The organism is Micromonospora reichwaldensis, from assembly GCF_031845925.1.
GTDB lineage: Bacteria > Actinomycetota > Actinomycetes > Mycobacteriales > Micromonosporaceae > Micromonospora > Micromonospora reichwaldensis.
The window spans coordinates 1-15280 of the sequence record NZ_JAVRFL010000044.1 but is presented as its reverse complement, the minus strand read 5'-3'; the positions used below and the strand labels follow the sequence as shown (position 1 = coordinate 15280).

Here is a 15280-nt window from a genome sequence, read left to right as displayed (position 1 = left end):
TCGCACACCGAGATGGCCTCCATCGGGCAGAAGCCGGCGTCACCGGGCCGTCCGGCCCTCAGCGGGCGGCCCAGGTCAGCTCACCACCGAGTACTTCTGCCAGCCCGTCGCGAGCACCTCCGGCGCGGAGAACGTGGCCGAGGGCCGCTCCGGGTCGAACTTGCCGTTGTGCAGGTGGACGACGAGCGTGCCGTCGGCGCGTACGGCCAGGAGGTCCGGCCGGCCGTCGAGGTCGATGTCGGTCACCGTGATGTGCGCGAACTCCTGCCAGCCCTTGCCGAGCGTGAACCACTGGCCCTCGCCCCGCCACCACGGGCCCTCGCCGGAGGTGTCGTGCGCGAACTCGTACAGGTCGAGGTCGCCGTTGGCGCGGCGGACCAGCAGGTCGGGCCGGCCGGTGCCGGTGAAGTCGGCCATCGCCAGCGGGAAGTCCTCGACGTCGACCGTCACCAGGCGGTGCGCGGTGCGGTCGTACGTCTCGTTCTGCGTGACCTGGCGCTTGTTGAAGAACGCGTCGACGTGGCCCGCGTCCTGCTCGCGGCCGAACATGTCGTCGCAGCCGTCCAGATCCACGTCGGCGATGCCGAGGGTCTCCCACTTCTTGTCGTCGCGCGCGCCGGAGATCCGGATCGGCTCGCCGAGGGTGTCGAGACCGTTCAGCCCACCCCGGTTGGGATAGAGGAAGATCCCGTGCGTTTCGTTCATGTGCGTCATGCTCACGCCGATCACGTCGGCGTAGCCGTTGCCGTTGACGTCGATGGGACGGACCATCCCGTGGTGGCGATACGGATGGAAGCCGGTGCTGATCAGCACGGGCTCGTCGTATGTCTCGCTACCCCGGAAGCTGCCGCTGTGCGGGAAGACCAGCAGTTCACCCGTGTCGTCGTCACGGGCCATGATGTCCATCCTCCCGTTCCCGTTGAACGAACGGCAGTGACCATTCCCGCCCATGCGTGCCACGAACTACCTCCCCGCACACCCCGAAATACGACAGTCCGATCATTACGAACAGGGGTTGGGGGTGGTAACCCCTACCCGCACCCCTCACCACCCGCAAGAAGACGATCGACAGGCGAGATCGACATACGACAAAGCAACCTACGCCTATCGGCGCTGGCCCATGCCCCCATCGTCGGCCACGGGCATTGGAGGACCGTTCGAAGATGGGGCGTACACAACTTTCTGCCACCTCCGTTTCTGGCACGTGCAGTCGAGGCCGTGGCCCGAGCGGCCCGCCGCGCGGAACCGTCGGGCGGGCGCACGGTCAGGGCCAGCCGGAGCACGCGCGGGACTGGCGCCGGGCAGGGCCAGCCAAGCACGCGCGGGGGCCCGGCCGGACGAGCCGGCCGGGCCCCGAGGGTTGGTTCCGGGTCAGCCGCCGAGGCTCGCCGCCGCCGAGGCGATCGCCGGGGCGAAGGTGCTCACCTGGGTGTAGACGCCGGGGTAGGAGGGCCGGGCGCAGCCGTTGCCCCAGCTCACGATCCCGACCTGGATCCAGGCGTTGCTCGCGTCGCGCCGGAACATCGGGCCGCCCGAGTCCCCCTGGCAGGTGTCGATGCCGCCGCTGGCGTAGCCGGCGCAGATCTCCTCGTTCGCGATGATCTGGCCGCCGTAGTAGGAGTTGCAGGTCGCGTCGCTGACGAACGGCACGCTGGCCTTACGCAGGTAGCGCTGCTGCGCGCCGCCCTCGCGGGTGGCGCCCCAGCCGGCGACCGTGAAGGTGCCGTTGTCGTACGCGGTGCTGGTGGCGATCTTCAGCGTCGGGAGCGTGGTGACCGGCGTGGCCAGCCGGATCAGGGCCCAGTCCTTGCCGTTGCCGTTGTAGCCGGGCGCCCGGTAGACGTAGTTCGAGCGCACCTGGATCCGGCTCGACGACTGGAGGTCCACGACGCCGAGGGTGGCGGTGATGCTGGTGTTCGTACCGGTCCCGCCGACGCAGTGCGCGGCCGTCAGCACCAGGCGCGGGCTGTAGAGGGAACCGCCGCAGCCCATGGAGAGCCGGACCATGAAGGGGAACTCGCCCTGCGCGGCCAGCGTTCCGCCCACGACGTACGGGGTCACCTCGGGCCCGGGTTTGGCGGAGGCCGGAACAGCCAGGACGAACGAGCCGGCGGTGACCGCCACCAACGCGGCGGCCAACCGGCCGACGAGTGTGCGCCAACGGACCATGGGAGCCTCCCGAACCCTCGCGGCGGGCCGAGGCGGCGCGCCGGAAACCGATGGCGGGAGCCTATGGATATCTATCGATGGATAGCAATGCCCCGACACATCCCGCGTCGGTCATACCGCAGCCGACCAGGATCCGGCGCGCCGGACGCGCATCGCCCGTTTTGCGCCGGGACCGCCCGGGTACGGGCCTGGACATGGACACGAACACGAAGGCACACCTCATTGGCGGACCCCGGGACGGCAGCACCATCGACACGGGCGGCGACGCCCTGCTCGAGGTGGAGATCGACGGCATGATGCACCGCTACGTCCGGACCACGAAGCAGCACGGCGAGGACGGCACGGTCTACAACTACGACGGAATGGTGGCGCCGGACGGCGGAGAGCCCGGCGTCGAGGACCCGGCGGCCCGGGTGGCCTCCCCGAAGGCCGACGCGGAGGGCCACGGCGGGAAGCACTGAGCTGCGGATCAGCTCCGGCCGGGCGCGGATGAACCGCGGCCGGCCGGGTAAGCAGCCGGCGACCTGGTGGAACGACCGGAGGTCGCGAGACGCCGCGACCGGGCGCGCGGGCGGGCGGCGCAGGCCGACCCGCCCGGGCGTACGGTCAGTTGTTGCTGATCCAGTTCCAGGCCGACACGACCCACTCGGTCTGCTGGAGGTAGGCGATCCCGAGACCGGCCAGGAAGACCGCCGTCACCAGGTGCGCCCCGCGCGCGCTGCGCCGCACCCGGCCCAGCTGCCGCTCCAGCACCACCCGGCCGAGCAGCCGGGCCAACGCGAAGAGGCCGACGGCCACCAGCAGGCTCAGCAGGAAGATCAGGAACGGGCCGCCCAGGTTCCCGCCGCCCGAGATGGCCCAGATCCCCCAGCAGACGAAGGCGAAGAGCGCGCCGGCCGCACTCCACTCGCCGCCGCGCTTCAACTGCTCGACGTGCCAGCTCAGCGGCCGGCGCGGGGCCGGCGCGTCCGGCCACCCGGTGCCCGTCGGCTCGTGCTCGACGACGGGGAACGGCTCGGTGCGCGTCGTACGGGACTGCCCGACCGAGGCCACCCCCCGCTGGTACGCGTCGCGCTGCGGCGGCACCCCGGCACCGGGCTGCGGCGGCACCTCGACGGTCCGCTCGGCCCACGGCTGCGTCTGGTCGACCATCTCGTCCCTCCCCTGGACGACGGCGACCACCGGCCGCCGTCCGTTCCGAGGGTAGCCAGCCGGCAAACCGGTCGCCGAGGCCGCACCCGGGCACAGGCCGCGATCCGCTGACCACGGCGGGGGCCGGCAGACCCGGCGACCGCCGACGACCGGGTCGTCGTGACCGAAGTCACCGGCCACCCCGCGCCCCACGCGCCGGACGCGCAAGCCGGCACGGACCCGCGAACCGGCACCGGGCCCGCGAACCGGCACCGGGCCCGCGAGCCAGCGCCGGACGCGCGAGCCAGCGCCGATCGGGTCGGGGCGGTACGGTCGGCTGATGGGTGACACGGAGCGACGTCGGCGCCGGATACGGCACCCGAGCGGTGACGCGGGCGCGACCGGGGGCCCCAACGCGACGACCGCCGGGGTGCACGACGGTCCCGAGCCGCCGCCGCGTGCCCGCCGCGGCGGCCCGGGTGACGAGGGCGACCGCGGCCTGCGTGGTCTCGTCGGCCCCGGCTCCTCCCAGGTGAGCGTGACCGCCGCGATGCGGGCCCGCGACGCCTCCCGTCCCACGGACGAGGACCTGGCCGCGGCCGAGGAACGCGTGGTGATCATCCGCCGCAACTGGACGCCCCGCGAGGACCTCCCCCGCCGCTGACCCCCGACCCTGGCGGGAACCGCCGGGCAGGACACACGGCCCGCAGGGAGATCCGCCTCGCAGGGGGAGCCGCCCCACGGGGAGAGCCGTCCCACAGGGAACACCGCCCCACAGGGGCACGGCCCGTCGACAGCTACGGCGGTCCCACCAACCGCAGAGCCGCCCACCCGCCCGGGACGACCAGGCGGTCAGGCGGTCAGGCGGTCAGGCGGTCAGGCGGTCAGGCGGTCAGGCGGTCAGGGCAGCGTGGGGAGCTGGCGGGTGCTCTCGTAGTCGGCCACCTGGGCGATCCGGCGGGCGTGCCGCTCGTTGCCCGAGAACGGGGTCGTCAGGAACGCCTCGACGATGGCGGTGGCCTCGTCCAGCGTGTGCTGGCGGGCGCCGACCGCGACGATGTTCGCGTCGTTGTGCTCGCGGGCCAGCTGGGCGGTGTCGATGCTCCAGGCGAGGGCCGCCCGGACGCCGGCCACCTTGTTCGCGGCGATCTGCTCGCCGTTGCCCGAGCCGCCGATGACCACCCCGAGGCTGCCCTCGTCAGCCACCACCCGGTCACCGGTGTGCAGGCAGAAGGCCGGGTAGTCGTCGTCCGGGTCGAAGGCGTGCGGGCCGACGTCGACCACGTCGTGCCCCTCCTTGGTCAGGTGGTTGACCAGGTGCACCTTCAACTCGAAACCGGCGTGGTCGGATCCCAGGTAGACGCGCATACCGCGCAGTCTGTCAGGCGCGCCTCCGGGACGACGCGCGGGCGGCGTCCCGGAGGCGGATTCGTCACAGGGGTCAGCGGGACAGCTCGGCGACCACCAGGCCGCCGCGGGCCTTCGGGGTGAACCAGGTGCTCTTGCGCGGCATCTTCTCCCGCGCCAGGTTGACCGCGACGAAGTCGTCCACCGTCACCGGGGCGACCAGCACCGCCAGCTCGGCCCGGCCCGCGTCGACCTCGCCGGTCAGCCAGCTCGCCGGGTAGTCGCCGCCGACGTAGGTGATCCGCTTGTCGCCCGGGTCGAGCCCGAGCGCGTCGCGCAGCAGCAGCCGCTCGACCAGGGCGTGGTCCAGGTTCTCCAGCCGGTTCTCGCCGACGTGCGGCAGGGTGACCGCGTACCCCCGGCCGGCGAGGCGGAGGTGCACGGTGCCGCCGGCCGCCGGGACCTCGACCGGGCCGTCGATCGGGCTGATCTCCGCGCCGGCGGCGCGGAGCCGGCCGAGCAGGTCGTCGGCGGTGGTGGTCAGCTCGCTGACCAGCCGGTTGTAGGGCTGGATCGCCACCGACGCCGGGGTCGTGATCACCGACAGGAAGCGCGGCAGCCCGCCGGTCTGCGCGGCCAGGCTGCGGTGGTTGCCGTCGGCCACGACCAGCTCCCCGCCGCCCGCCAGGGCGGTCAGCTCGTCCTGGCGGGGGCCCGGCCCGAGCAGCCAGATGGCGTGGGTGCGCCCGGCCTGGTCGGTGTCGGTCGCCGCCGGCGCGCCGGCCGCGTCGGTCGCCGCCGCGAGGGCGGCGTGCAGCTCGTCGCCGCGCCCGGTCTGGAGCAGGAGTACGGGCGACAGCAGGTGCCCCAGCGCCTCGGCGAGCGCCACCCGCTCCCGCACCTTCGCGATGAAGACGTCCTCGTTGCGGATGACCAGGCCGGGCTCGTCGGCGCGGGTGGAGATCTGGTCGGTGTCCACCATGGCGAAGAGCCCGTACGCGTTCTCCTCCCCCGGCGCGCTGATCCGGTAAAGGACCACGACCTGCTCGGCCGGCGTGTAGCTGCCGTCGGCCTTGGCCTCGGCGAGCCGGGTCACCGCGTCCGGCAGGGCGTCGAGGAAGGACCTGCCCAGGCTCTCCGGCGCCCGGTGGGGCATCTCGATGCCGAGGGCACTGTGCGGGTTCGCCTCGATGATCGCGGTGATCTCCGCGTCGTCGGCGAACTCGTCGTAGTTCTGCGCGCCGGTGCCGCCAGTGGTGATCCAGGCCCGGGCGATCGGATGCACGACCGTCATGTGCGAAGACGCTACCGGCGACGCGGGTCCCGCCGGCGCGGGACCCGCGCGGGGTCCACCAGATGAAAGAGCTACCGGGGCGGGGCGCCGGATTCAGGCGGTGCGGTCGGGCTGTCCCGCAGCCCTGCGGTGCCGGCCGCCCGGCGTGGGGCCGCCCGCCGGTCGCCGGCCCGGCACACCCGGTCCGGCGGGCACGATCCGCCGGGTCCCGCCCGGCGCGGCCGGCACCGGCCGGTGCTCGGTCGGCGGGGTGAGCCGGGAGGTGGCCGGCACGCGGGCGACGCCGACCACGATCGGCGGGGCGAGCAGGTCCACCATGTGGGCGGGAAGGTCGGGACGGACCGCCGGCCAGCGGGAGTCGTCGACCGACCAGTACGCCGCGTCCGGGCGCTCGGTCACTCCCTCCCGGGTCGACGGGTCGTCACCGGGCACACGGTGCTTGGCCATCGGAACTGCCTCCACGAGCTGCGGGTGCGGCCCTGCGGGTCGCTGCGGCGGACACCCGGGCCAACGATCCCGCCGCCGCCCCGGTGACGCCCCCGCCCTCCCCCGGGCCCCGCGTCGCCGCCGCCGATCAGGGGGTTCACGACGCGAACCCCCTGATCGGTCCGGGAGGTGCCCACGGCGGGGCCGAGCGGAGGAGCGGAGTCAGTCGAAGATGGGGTCGAGGTCGCGGGAGCGCTTCAGCTCGTAGAAGCCGGGGGTGCCGGCGACCAGCAGGACGCCGTCCCAGAGCCGGCCGGCGGCCTCCCCCTTCGGCGCCGGGGTGACCACCGGGCCGAAGAAGGCGACCGTGCCGCCGTCCGGGCCGGGCGCGTGGATCACCGGGGTGCCGACGTCGGTGCCCACCGGACGCATGCCGGCCTCGTGGCTGGCCCGCAGCGCCTCGTCGTGGGCGGTGCCCTCGGCGACGTCGGCCAGCGCCGGGTCGAGCCCGACGTCGGTCAGCGCGGCGACGAACAGCTCCCGCGTGAGCTTCTCCTGCCCGAGATGGATCCGGGTGCCGAGCGCGGTGTAGAGCTTCCGGACAGCGTCCTGGCCGTACCGCTGCTCGACGGCGATGCAGACCCGCACCGGGCCCCAGCCGGTCCGCATCAGCTCCTGGTACTGCTCGGGCAGCTCCCGGCCCTCGTTGAGCACCGAGAGGCTCATCACACGGAACCGGACATCCACGTCCCGGACCTGCTCCACCTCCAGCAGCCAACGGGAGGTGATCCACGCCCACGGGCAGAGGGGGTCGAAGAACATGTCTACGGCGGCACGCTCGCTCACGGCTGGTCCCTTCGAAAACGGGGTGCGCCGGCCTCCCGGCGCCTCCTGCGATCTTCACCCCAGCGGGTATCGACCGACAGCGGAATGAGAGCGTGACCTCGCCCACCACAGGGTGTTCGTGCATGGAAGACTCGAATCCGGCCGTCACGAGCGGTCGATGACGGCGCCACCAAGGCGTGCGGCGAAACGGGATGGAGACGAAAAGTGCCGGGAGTGCGCAACCTGACGCAGGTCGAGGCCACCGAGCGGGCCCGCCTGCTCGACGTGACCGGATACGACATCAGTCTGGACCTCTCGTCCGCCGTACGGGCGGCGGCCGGGGCTCGCACCTTCCGTTCGAGGACCGAGGTGCGGTTCCGGTGCGCGGAACCCGGCGCGAGCACCTTCATCGAGCTGGCCGCCGACTCGGTGCGGTCCGCGACGCTGAACGGGACCCCGGTGGACCTGGGCGACTGGTCGGCCGAGAAGGGCCTGACCCTGTCGGGACTGGACAGCGAGAACACGCTCGTCGTCGAGGCGGACTTCGCGTACTCGAACAGCGGGCAGGGCCTGCACCGCACCGTCGACCCGGTCGACGGCGAGACCTACCTCTACAGCCAGTTCGAGACGGCCGACGCCCAGCGGGTCTTCGCCTGCTTCGACCAGCCCGACCTGAAGAGCGTCTACACCTGGCACGCCACCGTCCCGGACCACTGGAAGGTGGTCTCGAACATGCCGGTGGAGCGGGAGGAGGCGGCGGGCGAAGGGCTGAAGACGGTCCACCTCACCACCTCGGTGCGGATGAGCACCTACATCACCGCCCTCTGCGCCGGGCCGTACCACGAGGTGCGGGACAGCCACGACGGCATCGACCTGGGCGCGTTCTGCCGGGCCTCGATGGCGCCGCACCTCGACTCGGACGACCTCTTCCTGGTCACCAAGCAGGGCTTCGACTTCTTCCACGAGCAGTTCGGCGTGCGCTACCCGCTGCCCAAGTACGACCAGCTGTGGGTGCCCGACTTCAACGCCGGCGCCATGGAGAACTTCGGCTGCGTCACGCACGCCGAGTCGCACTACCTCTTCCGCTCGCAGGTGACCGACTACGAGTACGAGCAGCGGGCGAACACGATCCTGCACGAGCTGGCGCACATGTGGTTCGGTGACCTGGTCACCATGCGCTGGTGGAACGACCTGTGGCTCAACGAGTCGTTCGCCGAGTGGGCCAGCCACTGGTGCAACACCCACGCCACCCGCTTCACCGAGGCCTGGACGACGTTCCTGTCCATCCGCAAGAACTGGGGCTACCGGCAGGACCAGCTCTCCTCCACCCACCCGGTCTACTGCGAGATGCCGGACCTGGAGGCGGTCGAGGTCAACTTCGACGGCATCACCTACGCCAAGGGCGCGAGCGTGCTCAAGCAGCTCGTCGCGTACGTCGGTGAGGAGCCGTTCCTGGCCGGCCTGCGGGCCTACTTCGCCAAGCACGCGTGGGGCAACGCCACCTTCGACGACCTGCTCTCCGAGCTGGAGACGGCCTCCGGCCGGGAGCTGCGCAAGTTCGCCGCCCAGTGGCTGGAGACGGCGCAGGTCAACACGCTGCGGCCGGAGCTGACGATCGGCGCGGACGGCACCTACGAGCAGGTCGTCGTGCTCCAGGAGGCACCCACCGCGCACCCGACGCTGCGTACCCACCGGATCGGGGTGGGCCTCTACGACCTGACCGACGGCCGGCTGGTCCGCCGCGAGCGGCACGAGATCGACGTCGCCGGCGAGCGGACCGAGCTGACCGCGCTGCGCGGCGTGCCCGCCGCCGACGTGCTGCTGCTCAACGACGACGACCTCACCTACACCAAGCTGCGCCTCGACGAGCGGTCGATGGCCACCGTGGTGCAGCACATCGCCGGCTTCGAGTCGTCGCTGGCCCGCGCGCTGTGCTGGACCGCCGCCTGGGACATGACCCGCGACGCCGAGCTGGCCGCCCGCGACTACGTGGCGCTGGTGCTGGCGGGGCTGCCCGCCGAGACCGACATCAACCTGGTCAACGCCGCCCTGCGCCAGGCCAAGACGGCGCTCACGTTCTACGCCGACCCGGCCTGGGCGCCGACCGGCTGGGCGGAGCTGGCCCGCACCGCGCGGACGACGCTGGCGGCGGCGGAACCGGGCAGCGGCTTCCAGCTGACCTGGGCCCGCGCGTACGCCACGGCGGCCCGCTCGGCCGAGGACCTGGCCACCCTGCGGGGCTGGCTGGCCGGCTCCGACGTTCCGGCCGGCCTGTCCATTGACACCGAGCTGCGCTGGGCCGTGCTGGGGGCGCTGGTCGCCAACGGCGCGGCCGGTCCCGCCGAGATCGAGGCCGAGCTGGCCGGGGACCGCACGGCCAGTGGCGAGCGCGAGGCCGCGTACGCGCACGCGCTGGTGCCGACGGCGGAGAACAAGGCCGCCGTGTGGGCCGAGCTGACCGGCCCGGAGTCGCTGCCGAACTGGCGCAACCGGGCGCTGTTGCAGGGCCTCATCCACCCGGCGCAGGTCGAGCTGACGGTGCCCTACCGCGACGCGTACTTCGCCACTGTGGACCAAATCTGGGGCAGCCGGGACAGCGAGCCGGCGCAGGAGTTCGCGCAGCTGGCGTACCCGGCGTACCTGGTGGACGACGAGACCGTGGCGGCCACCGACGCGTGGCTGGCCGGCGACGGCCACTCGGCCCCGCTGCGCCGGCTGGTGGGCGAGGGCCGCGACGGCGTCGTCCGCGCCCTGCGGGCCCGCGAGCGGGACGCCCGCAGCGCCTGACGTACGCCCGACACGGTGAAGCCCGGTCCGCACCGCGGACCGGGCTTCACCGTTGGACGTCGGGTGGGGCTCGGGTCGGTCAGCCCTTGCCGGCGTGGCTGGCGAGCTGGTCGAGGCCGTTGATGATGCCGCCGGCCAGGTCGCCGCCGCCGAACGCCGCCACCATCGAGAGCGCGGCGAGCCGGGCGTAGGTGTCGGGGATGCGCTTGCGGGCGTGCCGGCCGGTGACGATCTCCAGCTGCCGCTGGTTGGGCGACACCGCGATCAGGACCGACCGGTCGGGCTCGGCGAGCTGGCGGTGCAGCCGCTCCGCGTGCTCGCGGATCGGCTCGTCGAGGCCGCCGACGAACACCGAGAAGACCAGGCCGGTGCCCTGGTCCGCCAGGCGCAGGGCCTCGTCGATGCGCAGCAGCTGGCGGGTCGAGAACGGCCCGTCCAGCACCTCGGGCGGATTCCCCGTCCCGGCCTGCTTCTCACCAACGGTCACTTGCGCCTCCGGTTCCACCGGCCGGCGCCTCGATGCCGGCCTGCTCCTGCTTGCGGCTGGTCAGCGCCGGCGCCTGCGCGCCCGCTGCCAGGGCGGTGCCGGCCGAGTCGGCCAGCTGCTCCGGCCGGCCCAGGAACCAGACCGGAGTGAAGTCGAAGGACCGGCCCGGCCGGTAGCGCTTGGCGCCGCCACCGCCGCCGCCACGGCTACCGGCGTACGCCAGACCGGCGATCACCAGCACCGCGGCCGCCGGGATGCCGACGAAGACCAGCAACGTCTCGGTTACAGACAATCCCAACGCCCCCAGGCGGAAGAAGAGACCTCAAGGATCCGGGTCGGGTGGACGATCATGGCGCCGACCTCCCGACACCGCTGCCATTCACGTTAGCGGAGCCCACGGCCCGCCAGATTGCGGGGTGGCGATCCCATCCGCCACTGGAGTGCTCCAGTTGCGCAGCCGTGGCGATCAACCTCGCGTCGTCGCCGTACCGGCCGGTCAGCAGGACCCCCACGGGCAGCCCCTCGGCGGTGACGCCCACCGGCAGGGACACGGACGGATCACCCGTGACGTTGAACACGGCGCAGTACGGCGAGAACCGGCGCTGCCGGTCGAAGTCCTCGGCCGGGTCGCCCCCCTCGGCGAACCAGCCCAGCGGCGCCTGCGGCGCGGCGAGGGTCGGGCAGAGCAGCAGGTCGCAGCCGGCGGTGCGGCGTACGCCGAGGCGTACCTGCGCCTGGAGTTCGCCGAGCGTGGCGGTGAGGGTGCCGGCGGAGATCTCCGCACCCCGGGCACGCAGGTGGCGGGTCAGCGGCAGCAGCGCACTCTCCCGCCCGCGCGGCACGGGCGCGAGCGCCAGCACGTACCAGACGATCTCGAACAGCGGCCACACGGCGGGCCCGAGGGGCGCGGGGACGTCGACCACCTCGTGGCCGGCGGCGGTGAGCAGCGCCGCCGCCCGGTCCACGGCGGCGAGGCAGTCGGGGTGCACCGGCTCGTCGGCGAGCATCGGGGCGGTGAACCGCCCGACGCGCAGCCGCCCCGGGTCGGCAGAGCGGGCCGCGCCGAGCCAGCCGCCCGAGGGCGGGGTGGGCGCCAGGTAGGGCTCGCCGGGCACCGGCCGGGCCAGCACGTCGAGCAGCGCCGCCGCGTCGGCGACCGTACGCCCGATCGGGCCGTTGGTGGGCAGGCCGAAGGCGCCGGAGCCGACCGGCCCCCCGGAGACCAGCCCCCGGCTCGGCTTGTAGCCGACCAGGCCGCACAGGGACGCCGGGATGCGCAGCGAGCCGCCGCCGTCGGAGCCCTGGGCGACCGGCACCAACCCGGCCGCGACGGCCGCCGCCGCCCCTCCGCTGGAGCCGCCGGCGGTGTACGCCAGGTCCCACGGGTTACGGGCCGGCGGCGCGACCAGCCCCTCCGAGTAGAGCGAACAGCCCAGCTCGGAGGTGGTGGTCTTGCCCAGGCTCACCAGCCCGGCCTCCGCCATGAACCGGACCACGTCGGCGTCCACGGGCGGCACGAAGTCGGCGAACGCCGCCGAGCCGAAGGTGGTGCGCACCCCGGCGGTGAGGGTCAGGTCCTTGATCGCGGTCGGCACGCCGTGCAACGGGCCGCGCTCGTCGGCGGGGACGGCGTCGGCGGCGCGGGCCGCCACGCGGGCCCGCTCGCCGGTGACCGTGACGAACGCGCCGACGGTGTCGCCGAGCGCGTCGACCCGGGTCAGGTGGTGCTCGACCAGTTCGACGCTGGACAGCTCGCCCCGGGCGATCGCGGCGGCCTGCTCCAGCGCGGTCAGGTCGTGCGGCTCGGCCATCCCCTCATCCTGCCCGCCCGGCCGCCGCTGTGCCGTACGACACGGCCGGCCGGCGGTGCGACGAGCGCCATATCCCCCCGGACATGACCACATCGGGATGACCGGCCACCGGCACCCGGCACGCAGGATTGACCCGATCGATGGCGATCACCGTCCACCCGGTGGCCCCCGCAACCCCGCCACCGACCCCCACCCCCGCAGGGAGCGTCGCCGTGCAACCTCTACCCGCTCTGCACCCCGTCCCCCGCCGCCGCTGGTCCTCGCGCGCCACCCGCCCGCTGCTGGCCCTCGCCCTGGTCGGCGCGAGCCTGGCCGCCGCCCCCGCCGCACCCGCCGGCGCCCGGGACCTGCCCCCGGCCGCGCCGCTCGCCGCCAACCCCTACGAGCGCGGCCCCGCGCCCACCGTGGCCAGCATCGAGGCCACCCGGGGCCCGTTCGCCACCGCCCAGACCACCGTGGCCGCCGGCAGCGTCAGCGGCTTCGGCGGCGGGACGATCTACTACCCGACGAGCACCGCCGAGGGCACCTTCGGCGCGGTCGCCATCTCCCCCGGCTTCACCGCACGCCAGACCTCGGTCGCATGGCTCGGCCCCCGCCTGGCCTCGCAGGGCTTCGTCGTCATCACCATCGACACCCGGTCCGTGTACGACCAGCCGGCCAGCCGGGGCACCCAGTTGCTGGCCGCCCTGGACTACCTGACCAACACCAGCACCGTCCGCACCCGGATCGACCGGAACCGGCTCGCCGTGATGGGTCACTCGATGGGCGGCGGAGGCAGCCTGTCGGCGGCCAGCACCCGGCCCGCGTTGCAGGCGGCGATCCCGCTGACCGGCTGGCACACCCAGAAGAGCTGGTCCACGGTGCGCGTACCGACCCTGGTCATCGGGGCCGAGAACGACACCGTGGCCCCGGTCTCGTCGCACTCGGAGCCGTTCTACACCAGCTTGCCGGCCACTCTGGACAAGGCGTACCTGGAGCTGAACGCGGCGAGCCACTCGGCGCCCACCTCGTCGAACGTGACGGTGGCGAAGTACAGCATCTCCTGGCTCAAGCGGTTCGTCGACGACGACACCCGCTACGAGCAGTTCCTCTGCCCGGCCCCGCGGGGCTCGGCGATCGAGGAGTACCGGGACACCTGCCCGCACTCCTGAACCCCATGCTCCGGAGCCGTCGCGCGCACTGGGGGCCGCGACGGCTCCGGATCCCACCCGCCGGGCGGTGCGGGGCCCCTCGGGGACCGCGCCGCCCGGGCACGGCTCAGGACCGGGTGCCCAGGAACCGCAGCGCGTTGCCGCCGAGCAGCAGGTCGCGCTGCTCGCCGGTGAGGAAGTCCGCCTCGCGCACCACCCGGCCGACCGGCCGCTCCCCCAGCGGGTACGGGTAGTCGCTGCCGACGAGCACCCGCTCGGCGCCCATCGTGTCGACCAGCAGCCGCAGGGCGGGCGCGGAGAAGACCACCGAGTCGACGCAGAACCGGTCGACGTACGAGCTGGGCGGGGCGGTGGAGGCGCCGCGTACCAGGTCGCCCCGGCGGTGCCAGGCGTTGTCGGCGCGGCCCAGCCAGAACGGGAAGCTGCCGCCGCCGTGCGCGAAGCAGATCCGCAACGTGTCGGGCACCCGGTCGAAGACGCCGCCGAGGATCAGCGCCAGCACCGACAGGTGCGTCTCGGCGGGCATCCCGGCGAGCCAGCGGGCCATCCACCGGTCCAGCCGGGGGCCGCCCGGCATGTCCCACGGATGCACGAAGACCGGCGCGCCCACCTCGGCGCAGTGCGTCAGGAACTCCACGATCCCGGCGTCGTCCAGGTCGCGGTCGCCGACGTGGTTGCCGATCTCCACCCCGGCGTGCCCGGCCGCGAGGCAGCGGTCCAGTTCGGCGCAGGCCGCCTCCGGGTCCTGCAACGGCACCTGACAGAACGGCACCAGCCGGTCGCCGCCGGCGGCGGTGACCTCCAGGGTCAGGTCGTTGAAGATCCGGGCCACCTTCACCGCCTGGTCGGCGGGCCGGTCGTAGCTGAAGAAGACCGGGGTGGGCGAGACGACCTGCACGTCCACGCCGTCGGCGTCCATGTCGCCGAGGCGGGTCGGCGCGTCCCAGCACTCCGCCCCGACCGGGCGGAACTCCGTCTCCCCCACCATGATCATGGCCGCCCGCTCGGAGTCGACCCGCAGCCAGGGCCAACCGGACCCACCGCACGCCGCGCCGAGGTCCGGCCACCCCTTCGGTACGACGTGCGTGTGCACGTCGACCACGGGGGGCCGCGCCGGTCCGGGCCCGGCAGGCATCAGCCCTTGCCCGGGTGCAGCGCGCCGCAGTTCGCGCAGGTGCGGGCGGCCTCGTCGGCGTAGAACTCCTGGAACACCGGGGGCAGGTCGGCGGCGATGTCGCGGACCTGCAACTCCACCTCGTGCACCTGGTGCCCGCACTCGGTGCAGTACCACTGGAACTTCTCCAGCGTGCCCTCCTCGCGGACCCGCTCCACGACCACGCCGATCGAGCCGGCCTCGGGCCGCTGCGGCGAGTGCGGGGTGTTGCGCGGCAGCATCCACATCTGGCCCTCGCGCACGTGCACCGTACGCGGCCCCTCCGGGGTCATCAGGTTGACGTGCATGTTGCCCTTGACCTGGTAGAAGAACTCCTCGTACGGGTCGACGTGGAAGTCGGTGCGCTGGTTGGGCCCGCCCACCACCATCACGATGAAGTCGTCCCCGCCCGGGAACATCTCCTTGTTGCCGACCGGCGGCTTGAGCAGGTGCTGGTTCTCCGCGATCCAACCGGGGAAGCTGAACGGCTCCGCGATCTCACTCACGACTGACCTCCTGACGGAAGAAGGGCCACGGCCTGAATCTCGATGAGCAGGTGCGGGTGGGGTAGTTGGTGCACGGCGACGGTGGTGCGGGTGGGTCCGGTGGCGTCGAAGTACTCGGCCCAGACCTGGTTGTAGCCGCCGAAGTCGTTCATGTTGACGAGGTAGGTGGTGACCTGCACGAGGTCGCTCAGGT

Annotated in this window: 17 protein-coding genes; 4 read left to right on the top strand and 13 right to left on the bottom strand. The window is 73.3% G+C overall.

Going from position 1 to position 15280, the window contains the following annotated elements; translation table 11 throughout:
• Positions 1-75 precede the first annotated feature (75 nt).
• On the bottom strand, positions 76-951 hold the full coding sequence (locus tag RM555_RS27230; RefSeq protein WP_311414425.1) for an FG-GAP repeat domain-containing protein: 876 nt from the start codon (positions 949-951) through the stop codon (positions 76-78).
• 420 nt (positions 952-1371) lie between these two features.
• The gene (locus RM555_RS27225; RefSeq protein WP_132239275.1) at positions 1372-2169 is read right to left on the bottom strand and encodes a S1 family peptidase; all 798 of its coding nucleotides are present in this window, start codon (positions 2167-2169) and stop codon (positions 1372-1374) included.
• Positions 2170-2363: 194 nt separating this feature from the next.
• On the opposite strand from RM555_RS27225, the gene RM555_RS27220 reads away from it, so the two are divergent.
• Entirely contained in the window at positions 2364-2630 is a 267-nt protein-coding gene (locus RM555_RS27220) for a hypothetical protein (protein WP_311414408.1), read from the top strand.
• Between the two features lie 145 nt (positions 2631-2775).
• On the opposite strand, the gene RM555_RS27215 is transcribed toward RM555_RS27220, so the two are convergent.
• On the bottom strand, positions 2776-3321 hold the full coding sequence (locus RM555_RS27215) for a hypothetical protein (protein ID WP_151457190.1): 546 nt from the start codon (positions 3319-3321) through the stop codon (positions 2776-2778).
• Positions 3322-3640: 319 nt separating this feature from the next.
• Between RM555_RS27215 and RM555_RS27210 the strand changes: the two genes are divergently transcribed.
• Positions 3641-3964 carry a hypothetical protein gene (locus RM555_RS27210; RefSeq protein ID WP_311414407.1) on the top strand — a complete coding sequence of 108 codons (324 nt, stop codon included), beginning with the start codon at positions 3641-3643 and terminating at the stop codon, positions 3962-3964.
• Between the two features lie 236 nt (positions 3965-4200).
• Here the strand turns inward: RM555_RS27210 and RM555_RS27205 are convergent, their stop codons facing one another.
• The 4 genes from RM555_RS27205 to RM555_RS27190 form a co-directional block, all read right to left on the bottom strand.
• On the bottom strand, positions 4201-4668 hold the full coding sequence (locus tag RM555_RS27205) for a ribose-5-phosphate isomerase (RefSeq protein ID WP_151457188.1): 468 nt from the start codon (positions 4666-4668) through the stop codon (positions 4201-4203).
• Positions 4669-4741: 73 nt separating this feature from the next.
• Positions 4742-5941: a DUF1015 family protein gene (locus RM555_RS27200; protein ID WP_311414406.1), complete on the bottom strand. Its 1200-nt coding sequence runs from the start codon at positions 5939-5941 to the stop codon at positions 4742-4744.
• 93 nt (positions 5942-6034) lie between these two features.
• A complete protein-coding gene (locus RM555_RS27195; protein WP_311414405.1) occupies positions 6035-6388 on the bottom strand; it encodes a hypothetical protein in 354 nt (117 codons plus the stop codon).
• Positions 6389-6589: 201 nt separating this feature from the next.
• The gene (locus RM555_RS27190; RefSeq protein WP_311414404.1) at positions 6590-7213 is read right to left on the bottom strand and encodes a mycothiol-dependent nitroreductase Rv2466c family protein; all 624 of its coding nucleotides are present in this window, start codon (positions 7211-7213) and stop codon (positions 6590-6592) included.
• A 213-nt stretch (positions 7214-7426) separates the two neighbouring features.
• On the opposite strand from RM555_RS27190, the gene pepN reads away from it, so the two are divergent.
• Positions 7427-9979 carry an aminopeptidase N gene (gene pepN, locus RM555_RS27185; protein ID WP_311414403.1) on the top strand — a complete coding sequence of 851 codons (2553 nt, stop codon included), beginning with the start codon at positions 7427-7429 and terminating at the stop codon, positions 9977-9979.
• A gap of 79 nt (positions 9980-10058) precedes the next feature.
• Here the strand turns inward: pepN and RM555_RS27180 are convergent, their stop codons facing one another.
• The 3 genes from RM555_RS27180 to RM555_RS27170 are packed head-to-tail and all read right to left on the bottom strand — an operon-like array spanning position 10059 to position 12277.
• Positions 10059-10466 carry a DUF5130 family protein gene (locus RM555_RS27180; protein WP_132239293.1) on the bottom strand — a complete coding sequence of 136 codons (408 nt, stop codon included), beginning with the start codon at positions 10464-10466 and terminating at the stop codon, positions 10059-10061.
• Complete coding sequence (gene ctaJ, locus RM555_RS27175; RefSeq protein ID WP_449560154.1) at positions 10453-10758, bottom strand: aa3-type cytochrome oxidase subunit CtaJ; 306 nt, start codon at positions 10756-10758, stop codon at positions 10453-10455. Before ctaJ ends, RM555_RS27180 begins: the two co-directional genes overlap by 14 nt.
• 55 nt (positions 10759-10813) lie before the next feature.
• On the bottom strand, positions 10814-12277 hold the full coding sequence (locus RM555_RS27170) for an amidase (protein ID WP_311414402.1): 1464 nt from the start codon (positions 12275-12277) through the stop codon (positions 10814-10816).
• A 140-nt stretch (positions 12278-12417) separates the two neighbouring features.
• Here RM555_RS27170 and RM555_RS27165 point away from each other — a divergent pair, with 140 nt between their 5' ends.
• Positions 12418-13428, top strand: coding sequence for a poly(ethylene terephthalate) hydrolase family protein (locus tag RM555_RS27165; protein ID WP_311414401.1), 1011 nt, complete (start codon positions 12418-12420; stop codon positions 13426-13428).
• 106 nt (positions 13429-13534) lie between these two features.
• Here the strand turns inward: RM555_RS27165 and RM555_RS27160 are convergent, their stop codons facing one another.
• The 3 genes from RM555_RS27160 to RM555_RS27150 all read right to left on the bottom strand — a co-directional run.
• Positions 13535-14563, bottom strand: a complete 1029-nt coding sequence (locus RM555_RS27160) for an amidohydrolase family protein (protein ID WP_311414400.1) — start codon at positions 14561-14563, stop codon at positions 13535-13537.
• Positions 14563-15087 carry a 3-hydroxyanthranilate 3,4-dioxygenase gene (locus RM555_RS27155; RefSeq protein WP_311414399.1) on the bottom strand — a complete coding sequence of 175 codons (525 nt, stop codon included), beginning with the start codon at positions 15085-15087 and terminating at the stop codon, positions 14563-14565. The genes RM555_RS27160 and RM555_RS27155 overlap by 1 nt, the downstream gene beginning before the upstream one ends.
• Positions 15084-15280 (bottom strand): RidA family protein (locus RM555_RS27150; protein ID WP_311414398.1); only part of this gene is annotated, 197 nt, incomplete at its 5' end. The genes RM555_RS27150 and RM555_RS27155, both read right to left, overlap by 4 nt.

Excerpts from the sequence above, each read along its gene's own strand:
- RM555_RS27230 (WP_311414425.1), bottom strand. The coding sequence starts at position 951 with ATGGGCGGGAATGGTCACTGCCGTTCGTTCAACGGGAACGGGAGGATG.
- RM555_RS27225 (WP_132239275.1), bottom strand. The coding sequence starts at position 2,169 with ATGGTCCGTTGGCGCACACTCGTCGGCCGGTTGGCCGCCGCGTTGGTG.
- RM555_RS27220 (WP_311414408.1), top strand. The coding sequence starts at position 2,364 with ATGGACACGAACACGAAGGCACACCTCATTGGCGGACCCCGGGACGGC.
- RM555_RS27215 (WP_151457190.1), bottom strand. The coding sequence starts at position 3,321 with ATGGTCGACCAGACGCAGCCGTGGGCCGAGCGGACCGTCGAGGTGCCG.
- RM555_RS27210 (WP_311414407.1), top strand. The coding sequence starts at position 3,641 with ATGGGTGACACGGAGCGACGTCGGCGCCGGATACGGCACCCGAGCGGT.
- RM555_RS27205 (WP_151457188.1), bottom strand. The coding sequence starts at position 4,668 with ATGCGCGTCTACCTGGGATCCGACCACGCCGGTTTCGAGTTGAAGGTG.
- RM555_RS27200 (WP_311414406.1), bottom strand. The coding sequence starts at position 5,941 with ATGACGGTCGTGCATCCGATCGCCCGGGCCTGGATCACCACTGGCGGC.
- RM555_RS27195 (WP_311414405.1), bottom strand. The coding sequence starts at position 6,388 with ATGGCCAAGCACCGTGTGCCCGGTGACGACCCGTCGACCCGGGAGGGA.
- RM555_RS27170 (WP_311414402.1), bottom strand. The coding sequence starts at position 12,277 with ATGGCCGAGCCGCACGACCTGACCGCGCTGGAGCAGGCCGCCGCGATC.
- RM555_RS27165 (WP_311414401.1), top strand. The coding sequence starts at position 12,418 with ATGGCGATCACCGTCCACCCGGTGGCCCCCGCAACCCCGCCACCGACC.
- RM555_RS27160 (WP_311414400.1), bottom strand. The coding sequence starts at position 14,563 with ATGCCTGCCGGGCCCGGACCGGCGCGGCCCCCCGTGGTCGACGTGCAC.